The organism is Propionispora sp. 2/2-37 (assembly GCF_001298735.1).
In the GTDB taxonomy this organism is placed as follows: Bacteria; Bacillota; Negativicutes; order Propionisporales; family Propionisporaceae; genus Propionispora.
In genome coordinates this window covers 1-13186 of sequence record NZ_CYSP01000032.1, presented here as the reverse complement: position 1 = coordinate 13186, position 13186 = coordinate 1, and the positions used below count along the sequence as shown (strand labels likewise).

Genomic DNA, 13186 nt, shown 5'->3' with positions numbered 1-13186 from the left:
GCTGTCATATTCACAAACATTAATCTCCGCCTTTGTTGGCATTAAAAAGTCCGCAGAAATAGCGTTCTGCGGACTTTTTTTATATTCAATACGAATGTTACCTCGCTTCAAAGGTCTTGCAATCCGTATCCTGGGTACTTGCTGCATTAACTCCGCTTACCTCAATGGCCGACGCGTCACACAAATTATTTTCATGCCAGTATTTACAGGTATTAACAAAACATTCCACTTGCGGAGTAATTTGCTTACCATCAATTAAAGTCGATGCAATCATGCCGCCTACATTGGTGTTGTGTACTGCTCCAATCATATCCCCCACTGTTTTACGTTGATGAAATGATTTACATTGCGTATCACTTTTCTGCGATGATTGACCATCTTGTTCATTATTATATACACTAATTTTAGCTGCCATGCATTGATCACCGGGTATATAGTGCGTACATTGATCAACAGTACATTTCACTATTGGATTAGCAACCGCCATGATAACACCTCCCAATGTTTTTACTATTATAACCACCGCAGTACGTTTTAATTCTATTAAATGATTACCATTTCCCAAGCTTTGCGTATATCATAATAACATTCCGGGCAATAGATCAGATGCACACAATACTTTTGTTCCCCATACTGGTTTGTATGAAGTGTATCTTTATCTACGTAGGGACTATATGCTCCCCAATAATCTTCTATCGTCCCTCCGTCCAATAATAGCTGTCCGCATTGTGGGCACACTGCTTTTAATGATTGCAAGCCATTGCAAATAGGACAAATCAATTCCATAACATTCACTCCATTTGCTTTGAACCTAATATACATGTTATGATCTCTAAAAATATCTTTTTTAACCTTTTATAAAAAAAGATATTTTGGGAAACTCTACATTGATAGTTGAACTTATTTTGCCTTGCATTACAACTATTGGGTCTGGATGTAGGTTTTAATGTCTATTTATAGTGAAATTTAGCAAATGTATACAATCTACCGAACACAATACATTTGCAAAACCTATTACAATGGGTTAAAATAAATTTGTAAAAGCATGTTCAATAAATAACTTACTAAATTTACCAAGTTATTTATGATAAAATTGATCGGAGGGGAAAAAATGTCTGCAAAAAAACCAGTAAAAATTATGGAAACAGTTTTGCGTGATGGACACCAATCACTTGCTGCTACTCGTATGCGTATCACTGATATGCTGCCAGTGTTGGAGCAACTTGATAATGTCGGTTATTTCGCATTGGAGGCCTGGGGCGGCGCTACTTTTGACAGTTGCCTGCGTTTCTTAAATGAAGATCCCTGGGAACGCCTCAAAACTTTAAAGAAACATTTGAAAAAAACACCTATTTCCATGCTGCTCAGAGGCCAGAACATCCTCGGCTATAACCATTATGCCGATGATGTTGTTGAACTTTTTGTAAAAAAAATGGTTGAGCATGGTATCGGTGTCATCCGCGTATTTGATGCATTGAATGACGTCCGTAACCTTGAAGTTGCCATCAAAGCTGGCGTTGCTTCCGGTGCTCATGTTCAAGGCGTATGCGTATACACAATCAGCCCTTACCATACGAACGAAAGCTATATTAAATTGGCGAAAGAGCTGGTAGAACGTGGCGTAAATTCAATCTGTATTAAAGATATGTCCGGTTTATTAAAACCATATGTTGCTTATGACTTAGTGAAAGCACTGAAAACAGCTGTTGACGTTCCCATCGAACTACATACCCATTATACTAGTGGATTTGGTTCTATGACCTACTTAAAAGCAATTGAAGCCGGTGTGGACATCATTGACTGTGCTTTGTCACCATTTGCGCTGGGTACTTCCCAGCCTTGTACGGAAAGTATGATTGCCACATTAGAAGGAACAGAACGTGATACCGGTATTGATCGCAAAGTTTTGAAACCGCTTGCTCTCCATTTTGGTGAAGTTAAGAAAAGTCTGGCTAGTGATTTTAATCTCAAAACCTACTTTGATGTCGATACTAATGTTTTGGACTTCCAAATTCCCGGTGGTATGCTCTCCAATTTGTACAATCAGTTAAAAGAACAAGGTATGGAAGAAAAATACCAGGATCTTTTGGAAGAAATGCCTCGCGTACGTGCTGATCTTGGTTATCCTCCACTAGTAACTCCTACCAGTCAGATTGTAGGTTCCATGGCTACTTTTAATGTTATGTTAGGTGAACGTTATAAAGTTGTTCCTCGTGAGGTAAAAGACTTGGCCCGTGGTAAATATGGCCGCACTCCTATGCCAGTTGCGGAAGAAGTCCGCGAAAAAATTATTGGCAACGAACCAATTATTTCTTATCGTCCTGCTGACGATATTCCGCCGCAACTAGATACCCTTAAAACACAGCTTGCAGAAAAAGGCTATCCTAACGCTTCCGTTGAAGATGTTCTATCTTATGCATTGTTCCCTGAAGTCGCTCTGGAATTCTTCAAGAAAAATCGTTAAAATAACTAAATCCCTGGTTCAAAGAACCAGGGATTTTTTAACTATAAAAACAAGAGCCACCAATAAATTCACGCAAGATAGAATTCTGAGGAATTTCATTATCTGCCAATGAATTAAAATAAGACAAAAATTTAAGCAACCGCTTTGCTTCCGGATATTCCTTTTCGGCCGGAGTAATTTTTTCTAATAAAGGCTCAGCATACTTTTTTAGTATGGCCAACTCATAAATCAGCGCGGAGTTAAACATGATATCCGCCTCTTCCTGATAAGGAAAAATATTCTTTTCTTCTCCCCTGCGTACTGATGGCCACATCTTTAAAGTCCCTAGTGCATCGTGTGAGCGGAATTTACTGTCTCGCACCATTCTTCGAATGAGACGGGTATCCGTAGTGGGAATTCGATTGTGCGTATCAATGGATAATTGTGTTAACGCGCTAATATATATTTTCACTTTTTGCTCACGTGGAATCGCTGCCGTAAGGCGCTCATTCAAGCCATGAATTCCCTCAATAATTAAAGGCTGGCTCTCATTTAATTTAATAGTATTACCACTATACTCCCGTATCCCTGTAAAAAAATTGAAAGAAGGAATTTGTACTTCTTCACCTTTCAGTAATCTTAATAAATGCTCATTAAACAACTCCAAATCAATTGCTTCCAAAGCTTCGAAATCATAATTACCCTGTTCATCACGTGGAGTGTGTTCACGGTCTACAAAATAATCATCAAGTGATATAGGTACCGGACGCACACCATTGACTCGAAGTTGAATATTTAAGCGTTGCGCGAAGGTGGTTTTTCCGGAGGAAGACGGACCAGCTACCAAAATAATGCGCACTTTTCGGCTATGACCTGATATAAAGTCGGCAATTTGAGCTATTTTTTTTTCGTGGAGTGCCTCAGCCACCCTAATAATATCTCCACTACGTTGCTGCTCTATATAATCGTTTAATGCTGCAACATAGCCACACTGCAGAATAGAACCCCATCTTTCCGCTTCGGCAAAAATCTGGGCCAACTTAGGCTGGTCAATAAAATCGGGTACAACATCCGGGTTCTCCCTTTCAGGAAAACGCAGCAGAAGTCCCGGTGCATAATATTTGAGTTCGAAAGTAGTTAAACAACCTGCACTGGGAGTCATTGTCCCATAAAAATAATCATATACCTCGCCACAATAGTACATGCTCACGCGTTTTCTCTTTACCTGTTTTAACAAACGAACATGCTCATATTGTTGATCTGCTTCCAAAAGAGCAATTGCTGCTTCCTTCGACATGATTTTCCGGATAATTGGTCGATCTTCTTTTATGATTTCTTTCATACGTTGTTCAATTTTTTTAACAACCGGTTCATTAAGTTTTTCTTCTAAATAAATCTCACAATACAAGCCATTGCCAAGCGAATGTTCCACTGTCAAATTACAGTGTGGGAATAAGTCTTTGGCAGCAGTAATCAAAACAAAAGTTAAACTCCGCTGATACACTTTCATTCCATCTTCAGTGTGTAAATCCAGAAACTCAACATAACAATCATTAGTTAGTTCTGACTGTAAATCTTTAATTTCATTATCCACCTTAGCGGCTACAATGGCTGATGTATATAAGCCTGCTCTTTTTTTACTGAGTTCCAGCAAAGTAATTCCCTGATCGCACTCCATGCATTCACCATTGCTGAAAGATACTTTTATACTTGCATTTCCCATCGTAATCCCCCAATAAGTATGATATCTAGTATATGCAATATCCGCTTATCCTCGTATACTGCCTGCATATAAAACCTTAGTTTTATACGTTTAGTATACCACAGAGTAAAAAATAACGACATAAGGTAATAACACCACGAAAAAAGGCGAATGATAATTCGCCTCTAATACTATCTTTTGAGTACTTTTAATAAATGAAAAAGTATATCCACTAGGGGCTCACGCCGGGTTGCAAAGCGCATTCCCATAAAAAACATAAAAACAGCTCCGACAATGAAGTAAAGACCGGATCGAGGAAAATCCCTGATTATACCGGCAAAACAATTTTTACGTCGATAGTGCATACTAAATCCTCCTTTAGTAACCAGTTATTTTATATTGTCCCCCGAAGCAGAAATACTACATATAGATAATAATGTAAATCAATCCGCAGAAAGAGAATAATAAGCAAAAAGGACAGGTATCAAAACCTGTCCCTTTTTGCCTTACTTAAAGCTGTTTTCCTGTGCTTCAATCATTTTGCGAACCATGTGCCCGCCCACTCTTCCGTTATCAGCCGATGTTAATGCACCCTTATACGTGTTCTTGTAGTCCTTCAAGCCAATTTCAGCCGCAGTTTCTTCTTTCAGTTGGTCGAGAGCCTTTTGCGCCGCCGGGTTCACGGGTTTTCTACTCCTTGACATTACGCAAAACCTCCATTTCATAATAATATAAGGTTCTATAAATAGAATGTGCAACTTCGATTGAAACATGTATTGAAATTATTAACAAACCGTATCATGTTTTTCACTAAAAAACCGATTATGAATTGCGTTAACAGCTTCTTTAACTTTACTACTTTGTATTAAACAGGAAATGCTAATTTCTGACGTACTAATTGCTTCGATATTAATTCGAGCTTCAGCCAGCGCTCCGAACATATTAGCAGCTATTCCCGGATTTCCCAGCATACCTGCGCCAACAACAGACACTTTAGCTACATTTTTTTCTACAATAACACCTACAGTCTCCATGTCTTTACCAATTTTTTCAACAATTTTTTTAGCTTCTATAAGATCTGGTTGAGCAACGGTAAATACCATATCAATGATATTGTTTTGTGTGCTACGAACACTCTGAACAATCATATCGACATCGATATTAGCAGCAGCTAAATTGGAAAAAATCGTATATGCTACACCCGGACGGTCCGGTACACCCAATACAGCAATTTTAGCTACATTCGTATCATGAGTTACACCGCGAATGATGAATTCTTTTTCTTCCACTGTATATTCCTCCCTGATAATAGTGCCTATATTCTGAGTAAAAGTAGATCGAACATGAACGGGAACACCATAGTGTTTACCCATTTCAACTGAACGCGGCTGCATAACACCAGCTCCTAAGCGTGCCATTTCCAGCATCTCATTATAAGTAATTTCTTTCATTTTTTTTGCGGTATTTACAATCCGGGGATCGGATGAATAAATCCCATCGACATCTGTAAATATTTCACATACATCAGCCTGTAACGCACCGGCCAATGCTACTGCAGAAGTATCAGAACCGCCACGTCCCAAAGTAATAATATCACCATCCGGTGTCACACCCTGGAATCCTGCAACGACAACAATTTTCCCAGTTGCTAATTCACTTATGACTCGCCTGGGCGTAATTCGTAGAATTTTTCCCTTGCCATATGCAGTATTTGACTCAATACCTGCCTGATAACCGGTTAAGGAAACTGCTGGCTGTCCTAATTTAGTAAAAGCCATTGCCAATAAGGAAATGGATATTTGTTCACCAGTTGATAGTAACATATCCATTTCTCTGGAATTATTACATGCCGGATCAGCAATTGCATTAGCTAAAGAAATTAGCTCATCTGTTGTATCACCCATTGCGGATACGACAATAACAACTTTATCATCAGGTTTTTTCTCATTCAGCACTCTCTGCGCCACAGCCAATATCTTCTCTGGAGTGGCTACTGAACTACCGCCAAATTTCTTAACAAGTAACGCCATTCCTATCCCCCTTTTTTGTGTTTACAATATTACAGCCTAACAAATAATAATTAATACGTTATTTATTATGCCTGCCGTCACCCTTTAAGATCATTAGGAACATGAAGAATTATATTCTCCCAAGAAATACAAACTCCTTCTAACAATGGACATTAAATTTATAAGTGTCAAAAATTCAAAAGAATAGCGCCCTTCAAGAAAGGCGCTTCAGTTTTAATTTATAGTAATCGTTTCTCCTGACTTTCCCCTTGCCGGAACTTCACCGAGTAAAAAAAGTTTCTCTGTCTTCTACTCTGTACTTTGTATCTCTATTATTATTAAATTCCGGTTAATAATCTAGTCATAAAGAATTTACTGAGAAATTTTAATATTAATGCAACGGATATCCTTACGATCCACATCTTCCCACTCCGGAGGATCAATTTGTTCAATTGGCAGCAATTTCAGATTGGTATCGCTCTCAAATGTCATATGCAGCATTTGTATAGCTGCGAGACCACTCCCCGCCTCACATGCTGCAGCTAACTCTTCACGTTCCAAACTACCACCCATTATACAATGGTTCTGCAGCTCCTCTTTAGATATCCCATAGATATATCCCCGATCAAAAGAAGGAACATGAGCGTAGATCTCAGACATAATTTTAACCAATAAGGAAGCACACAACTCCAAATATTGCCTGTTAACCTCCAATAATTCCTTTTCTGTATACTTAAGGCGACCGGAAGGAAGCATTTCACAAATGGTATGGGGAATAATCGATCGGTTTGGCAACCATACTCTGACACGGGGAATATTCTGATATATCTCAATATCGACATCAAGCAGAAAAGGAAGTGGAATTTTACTTACCACGGCATCTAGTTTCAAAATAACGGCCGATAAATCCCCATCTAATAACTGTTCTATTTCAGCAACCCTCTCTTCCTCACGTTGCTCGTGGGCGGCTTTTGCTTTTTCCTGTGCTGCCCGTTCCGCTGCTCCTCGCTTTTCTATTTCCTCCTGCGCTTCTGTTGTTGCCTTTTCTAAAGCTAAACGTTTATCTTGCATAACAAAATACAACGACACCGCCACAGCAGCGCCTAATACTCCAGTAATCCATAAAACAGCAGCATTTGCTCCGATAACCAAAGCTACAATCAAAACAATCAGAAATGCAACCCGTTTAACAACCCGGAAAAAATACTCTTTTTCCACTTGTTCCTTAGCCTCTGTAAGTAAAAAAGAAAAATCAGTCAGTGGGCGTTCTTTCCAAGGTGTACGTACCATCATGGCAGCATAATCAACAGGTTCATAATGTAATTTACTTAATGCAGCCAGTGAATTCTCTACTGTCTGGCGATGTTTATACTCTTGCCGCCAACGTTCTTCCTGGTCAATATACCGGAAACGATGTTCTTCCGCTACGATATTACTGTCTCCCTGATTGCGTAAAACCGGGTTAACCCCTAAACCACTTGTTTGCTTAGTCATTTTAATATTCTCTCCCGTTTGTATATAGTATATCACATTTCCAAATAATGCATTTTAAATATAAGACTTGCTTATATTGTAACGAAAAAGCATTTGTTTGCACAGTACATTTGCAGAAAAAAGTAGACAAAGAATCTAAATTATGTTACATTTGTTAAGAAATAAAACATTCCTTTAACTTAGTCCAGAGAGGCTAAAAAGGTACACGGCAATATTTTTCTGCTGCAATGCCTCTTACTCGGTAAGAGGCTGTTCTGTGTGTACCAAAGGATTTAGGAGGATTCTTTATGAATAATCGTGTCATTCAAGTTGAAGAAAAACTGCCTTTATTGCAAACCTTCCCGCTCAGCCTACAACATCTGTTTGCCATGTTTGGTGCCACTGTCCTAGTCCCTATTCTTTTTAAAATTAATCCTGCTACCATCTTGTTGTTTAATGGAGTCGGTACTCTTCTTTACCTGTTTATCTGCAAGGGGAAAATACCGGCCTATCTTGGCTCGAGTTTTGCATTCATCTCTCCAGTCTTGGCCGTTCTTCCACAATATGGGTACCAATCGGCACTAGGAGGCTTTATTGTTACTGGTTTGATTTTTTCTATAGTCGCCTTAAGTATTCGTATTACAGGAACCAAATGGATTGACGTAGTATTTCCTCCCGCAGCCATGGGAGCGATTGTTGCCGTTATCGGTTTGGAACTTGCTCCTGTAGCAGCAGACATGGCCGGACTAACCGCTAAAATAATTGATCCCAAAATCATTTCCGTTTCTATTTTTACTTTGTTAGTAACGGTTTTTGGATCACTTCTTTTCAGAGGATTCCTTGCCATAATTCCTATTTTAATTGGAGTAATTAGCGGCTACGTGTTCGCCTATTGTATTGGGTTAGTTGACTTAAGTACTATCAGTCAAGCTCCCTTATTTGCCCTTCCCGTATTGTATACACCGGAATTTAATTTTAGTGCGATCGCTATCATCATTCCAGCCGCTTTGGTGGTTATTGCCGAGCATGTCGGACACTTAGTAGTAACAGGTAACATCGTCGGCCGTGATTTAGCTAAAGACCCCGGCTTGCATCGTTCGCTTTTGGGAAACGGTTTGTCGACCCTTCTTTCCGGTTGTCTAGGTTCTACGCCTAACACAACGTATGGTGAAAATATCGGAGTCATGGCAATAACCAAAGTGTATAGCGTCTGGGTTATCGGCGGAGCTGCTATCCTGGCAATCATATTGTCCTTCGTTGGCAAGCTTTCAGCCGCCATTCAGAGTATTCCGGTTCCGGTTATGGGCGGTGTTTGCTTATTGCTTTTCGGTGTAATCGCCGCGTCCGGTATTCGAATGCTGGTTGAATCCAAAATAGACTATAGCCGGGCCCGCAATTTGATTCTCACTTCTGTGGTGCTCGTCATCGGTGTAAGCGGTGCCAGTTTTACACTGGGAACGGTTACTTTGAAAGGCATGGCTTTGGCTACAATCGTTTCAATTATCCTAAGTTTATCTTTTAAAGTACTGGATCTGCTGGGTTTTAGTAACGACCAGCAGTAATCTCCAAAAACTCCGCACTGATCGGGTGCGGAGTTTTTTTATGACTTTTATGATCTAAAGTTCACAAATTGCAATTCCACAGAAAAATCCTTTTGTTTTAATGTGGTAATAATATGTTGTAAATCATCTTTATTCTTACCTGATACCCTGACCTGATCATCCATAATCTGAGCCTGAACTTTGCTCTTAGTATCTTTAATCGCACTTACGATTTCTTTTGCCGTGTCTCTATTAATGCCTTGCTTTATCTTAATCATTTGACGAGCTGTCCCTTGGGCTGCCGGCTCAATTTTACCATAATCAAGATTTTTTAGAGATATTCCCCGCTTTACAAGCTTTGTATGTAACACATCAATAACACTTTGTAATTTATATTCATCATCGCCAATAACCTTAATTTCACCATTATCCAATGTAACGGAAGCTTTACTACCGCGAAAATCGAAACGTTGTGAAATTTCTTTTACTGTTTGGTTAACAGCATTGTCTAACTCCTGCAGTTCTACCGTTGATACAATATCAAAAGAACAATCCTTGGCCACAGCCTGACCTCCTTAGGATGATAGTTATTTTTTCACGCTGAACTTGACGGCCATACGAGCTACAATATAGCAAAAAGCTAAAGAGCCTCCTACCGTAAAGAAAAAAGCCGCAGGTTTAATCATCATAATTTCTGAACTACCAATAAGGCAAAATAGCAAAGCCGTCATATAAGCTAAAAACAACTCGCTATAACGTGGGCTATTAAAACGTGGTGCTATCACCAACCAGACTAAAAATCCTATAAAAATTATACTAGTATTCATTATAGACTCCATTTTATCCTCCCAAAACAAATTCTTTATTAAAATTCTAGACAAATTCTATTTTTCCTGCATTATCCATCAAGAAGTCATCTATCGATTTATTAAAGTAATTTTATAGTAAAACTTTATGTGCAGTAGCATTATGTTTTTTGATCTCATAGTATATAGCAGGTAGACATCCAAAAATTCTATCGTATGGTAATTATCAATGAAGGAGGTTATTGATTTTTATGGACTGTAAATATCCACATTGGTACCATGAGCAAGAAAAGATGGAACCGTGCTGTGATGGAATGGAAGAAGAAATGTTCGAACCGCCAGGAAAAGTACTTGCTTTCCCTGATGCACACTTTAAAGACCGTTTGATGTGCTTATTAGGGGATGAAGTACTGTTCTCTGTCGACGCAAAGTTCTGCGGGCGTGCATCCTTTTGCGGCACACTATGCTACGTAGGTTGCGATTTTATCATTGTTAACGTTTGTATCCATCGCAAATCGATTTCAATGCACATTCCTATCAAAATGTTGCGTTTCATCGCTCCCTACAAAGGTCGTCACTAGAGGGCCACAAGGAGGACATAGTGATTTTGCGAAAATTCAGTGAGCGCAGACCTATTTCCATGGACGTAGATCATATAAAAATGTTGCATACTGAAGCAATGGAACAGTTGGATTTAATGAAAACGGCAGTGGAAACAGCCCAGGAAGCAACCGACATCATACGTGACAATCTAAACGACATGGCTTTAAATCATTGGCATTATTATCTTGATGTAATGCACATGATTACTAAACACGATGAAGCTATGTCTGCCGTTTTACAAAAACATGGGCTGCAAACGCCCGATCCGGAGCAAGAACTTGCTGAACGTCAATGCGCTCTTAATTACTGTCTGTTACGCCTTTTATTAGTATCACTGCAACGCCGGCATCAAAGAATGTCGCATGTACTAGGATTATACGGCGAACCGATGCATGAATATGTAAAAGAATCTCTCACTATGGAACGTGAACATATCGCTAGCCTTGTATCCATGGTTCAAAGCCTGATATAATAATGGATACGGGTTAAGAGAGTAGAGGTAATCGACCGGTTGCCTCTACTCTCTTACGTCCTAATTAAAATAAGACAGTTACATCCTATACCAAAGGAGACTATTTATGTTGGATATAACAGTTCCTGAATCTTTGCAAGGATTAACATTAAAAGATTTTTTACGGCGTCACGCAGGCATATCTCTTTCCTTATGGCGAAAAATAAAAAATACAGGTTCAGTATCCATTAACGGGTATCCAGTGCTTTCTTTCCATACTTTGCTACAAGGAGGTGATATAATAACCCTGACCTGGGAGCAATCATCCGCATTAATAGCAATAGCTATTCCATTGGCAATAAAATATGAAGATGATTATGTATTGATTGTCAATAAACCTGCCGGAATGCTGGTCCACCCCATATCACAACAGCAATCTCCGTCTCTGGCTAACGCAGTTATCGCTTATTATCATTACCAAAAGTTATCTTCCGGTTTTCATCCTGTCCATCGCCTGGATCGTAATACTTCCGGGTTAATACTGATTGCAAAATACCCTCATATCCAGCATATGCTCTCTCTCAATAATATGAAATCTATAAAACGTAAGTATTTGGCCCTGGTAAGCGGTCATTTGTCAGATAAGAGTGGTTTTATTGATGCTCCGATAGGACGTTCTCCGCGCAGCATTATCGAGCGCATAGTTACTTCTGCCGGAAAGCCTGCTTTAACCTTATATAAAGTGATCGCCACCTTCCCTGGATACAGCCTGTTAGAACTGGAACTGCTTACAGGACGAACACATCAAATACGGGTCCATCTATCGCACATTGGTCATCCTTTGCTTGGTGACGATCTTTACGGAGGCCCTATTGATTTAATAAAAAGACAAGCATTGCATTCTTATTGCTTATCTTTTCAACATCCTGTTCAGAATCAGCCCGTATATATTAGTTGTCCGATTCCTGAAGACATGTCCGTACTGACCAAGCAGTAAAAAAGTCCGTAGGGATTCCTGCACAAAAATGCTAAATTCCGGTCCATAATATATTTTTTTTCCATGAATTATGGTATAATAGCAAAAGTGCATACTATTATTTTATTAGGAGGGACCACGTAATGCCATTAGTTACAACTAAAGAAATGTTTAAAAAAGCTTATGAAGGCGGCTATGCAATTGGCGCTTTCAATGTAAACAACATGGAAATTGTCCAGGGAATTACTGAAGCAGCAAAAGAAGAAAATGCACCTCTTATCCTGCAAGTTTCCGCTGGTGCAAGAAAATATGCAAAACATACTTACTTAACACATTTAGTACAAGCAGCACTTGAAGACACTGATCTTCCGATTGCACTTCATCTAGATCATGGTGCTGATTTTGATATTTGCAAATCCTGTATTGATGGTGGTTTCACTTCCGTTATGATTGATGGTTCACATCATAGCTTCAAAGACAATATCGAATTAACAAAACGTGTGGTTGACTATGCACATAGCAAGGGCGTTGTTGTTGAAGGTGAGTTAGGACAACTTGCTGGCATTGAAGATGATGTAAATGTATCTGCTGAAGACGCTTCTTATACTCAACCTGATCAAGTTGAAGAATTTGTAAAAAGCACAGGTGTTGATTCTTTAGCAATCGCTATCGGCACAAGTCACGGCGCTTTTAAATTTAAACCAGGGCAAAAACCACAATTGCGTTTTGACATTTTAAAAGAAATTGAATCGAGACTCCCTAATTTCCCAATCGTTTTACACGGGGCTTCTTCTGTTATTCCAAAATATGTTGATATTATCAATAAAAATGGTGGTAACTTAGCAGATGCTATTGGTATCCCGGAAGATATGTTACGTGAAGCTGCTAAAATGGCTGTCTGCAAAATTAATATCGACTCTGATCTGCGTCTTGCCTTAACAGCTGGAATTAGAGAACATTTTACCGCTCACCCTGAACACTTTGACCCAAGACAATACTTAACACCTGCTAGAGCTTACATAAAAGAATTAGTTAAACATAAATTAGTTCATGTCCTTGGTTGCAATGGAAAAGCATAATCTTATATATTCGCTTTAATTTTATTCTAGAATTAGTCTAAATTGCATCTATAGATGCCTATTTAGACTAATTTTATTTTATATACATTAGTTTATCGCATAC

At 39.0% G+C, this 13186-nt stretch carries 14 protein-coding genes; 6 read left to right on the top strand and 8 right to left on the bottom strand.

Annotated features, from left to right (window positions below):
• Positions 1–97: 97 nt before the first annotated feature.
• Positions 98–487, bottom strand: coding sequence for a DUF1540 domain-containing protein (locus P22_RS19715; RefSeq protein ID WP_054261945.1), 390 nt, complete (start codon positions 485–487; stop codon positions 98–100).
• 56 nt (positions 488–543) lie between these two features.
• A complete protein-coding gene (locus P22_RS19710) occupies positions 544–786 on the bottom strand; it encodes a hypothetical protein (protein WP_054261944.1) in 243 nt (80 codons plus the stop codon).
• A 325-nt stretch (positions 787–1111) separates the two neighbouring features.
• Between P22_RS19710 and P22_RS19705 the strand changes: the two genes are divergently transcribed.
• On the top strand, positions 1112–2464 hold the full coding sequence (locus tag P22_RS19705) for a pyruvate carboxylase subunit B (protein WP_054261943.1): 1353 nt from the start codon (positions 1112–1114) through the stop codon (positions 2462–2464).
• 37 nt (positions 2465–2501) lie between these two features.
• On the opposite strand, the gene P22_RS19700 is transcribed toward P22_RS19705, so the two are convergent.
• From P22_RS19700 to P22_RS19685, 4 genes are all read right to left on the bottom strand, one after another.
• Entirely contained in the window at positions 2502–4166 is a 1665-nt protein-coding gene (locus P22_RS19700; RefSeq protein WP_054261942.1) for a nucleoside kinase, read from the bottom strand.
• A 485-nt stretch (positions 4167–4651) separates the two neighbouring features.
• Complete coding sequence (locus tag P22_RS19695) at positions 4652–4849, bottom strand: alpha/beta-type small acid-soluble spore protein (protein WP_054261941.1); 198 nt, start codon at positions 4847–4849, stop codon at positions 4652–4654.
• 81 nt (positions 4850–4930) lie between these two features.
• Positions 4931–6175 carry an aspartate kinase gene (locus tag P22_RS19690; protein WP_054261940.1) on the bottom strand — a complete coding sequence of 415 codons (1245 nt, stop codon included), beginning with the start codon at positions 6173–6175 and terminating at the stop codon, positions 4931–4933.
• A 351-nt stretch (positions 6176–6526) separates the two neighbouring features.
• Positions 6527–7648: a hypothetical protein gene (locus tag P22_RS19685; protein ID WP_054261939.1), complete on the bottom strand. Its 1122-nt coding sequence runs from the start codon at positions 7646–7648 to the stop codon at positions 6527–6529.
• A gap of 287 nt (positions 7649–7935) precedes the next feature.
• Here P22_RS19685 and uraA point away from each other — a divergent pair, with 287 nt between their 5' ends.
• On the top strand, positions 7936–9189 hold the full coding sequence (gene uraA, locus P22_RS19680) for a uracil permease (protein WP_054261938.1): 1254 nt from the start codon (positions 7936–7938) through the stop codon (positions 9187–9189).
• Positions 9190–9236: 47 nt separating this feature from the next.
• On the opposite strand, the gene P22_RS19675 is transcribed toward uraA, so the two are convergent.
• A complete protein-coding gene (locus P22_RS19675) occupies positions 9237–9731 on the bottom strand; it encodes a YajQ family cyclic di-GMP-binding protein (protein ID WP_054261937.1) in 495 nt (164 codons plus the stop codon).
• A gap of 24 nt (positions 9732–9755) precedes the next feature.
• Entirely contained in the window at positions 9756–10007 is a 252-nt protein-coding gene (locus P22_RS19670) for a hypothetical protein (RefSeq protein WP_054261936.1), read from the bottom strand.
• Positions 10008–10225: 218 nt separating this feature from the next.
• On the opposite strand from P22_RS19670, the gene P22_RS19665 reads away from it, so the two are divergent.
• The 4 genes from P22_RS19665 (at position 10226) to fba (ending at position 13083) form a co-directional block, all read left to right on the top strand.
• Positions 10226–10555, top strand: coding sequence for a hypothetical protein (locus P22_RS19665; protein ID WP_054261935.1), 330 nt, complete (start codon positions 10226–10228; stop codon positions 10553–10555).
• 20 nt (positions 10556–10575) lie between these two features.
• On the top strand, positions 10576–11049 hold the full coding sequence (locus P22_RS21055; RefSeq protein WP_054261934.1) for a hypothetical protein: 474 nt from the start codon (positions 10576–10578) through the stop codon (positions 11047–11049).
• Between the two features lie 106 nt (positions 11050–11155).
• Positions 11156–12025: an RluA family pseudouridine synthase gene (locus tag P22_RS19655; protein WP_054261933.1), complete on the top strand. Its 870-nt coding sequence runs from the start codon at positions 11156–11158 to the stop codon at positions 12023–12025.
• A 122-nt stretch (positions 12026–12147) separates the two neighbouring features.
• Entirely contained in the window at positions 12148–13083 is a 936-nt protein-coding gene (gene fba, locus P22_RS19650; RefSeq protein ID WP_054261932.1) for a class II fructose-1,6-bisphosphate aldolase, read from the top strand.
• Positions 13084–13186: the final 103 nt, after the last annotated feature.